General features: G+C 64.5%; 1 pseudogene. It reads right to left on the bottom strand.

Annotated elements, in window-relative coordinates:
• Positions 1 to 203: pseudogene (locus ACT3TD_RS14890) on the bottom strand (ISL3 family transposase); the annotation flags it as partial.

Below are 203 nucleotides of genomic sequence, written 5' to 3'. Positions count from 1 at the left end.
CCGCGCCCATCGACCAGTGGGGTCAGATCCACCAGCACCGTGACCATCGAGGAGGGATCGCCGGGACGGCGGGTGTGTTTCCACACGTGCTCGTCGACCCCTAGTATCCGCACGTCAGCGAGGTGATCGCCGGAGTCGTAGACAAGGTTGCGGCATGCCTGAACCGCGATCTTGTTGACCAGCTGCCACCCGACACCTAGGGC

Source organism: Corynebacterium sp. AOP36-E1-14 (assembly GCF_052377495.1).
Classification (GTDB): Bacteria; Actinomycetota; Actinomycetes; order Mycobacteriales; family Mycobacteriaceae; genus Corynebacterium.
Note: the sequence above shows the minus strand (reverse complement) of the source record. Positions and strands in the feature narration are given on the sequence as shown.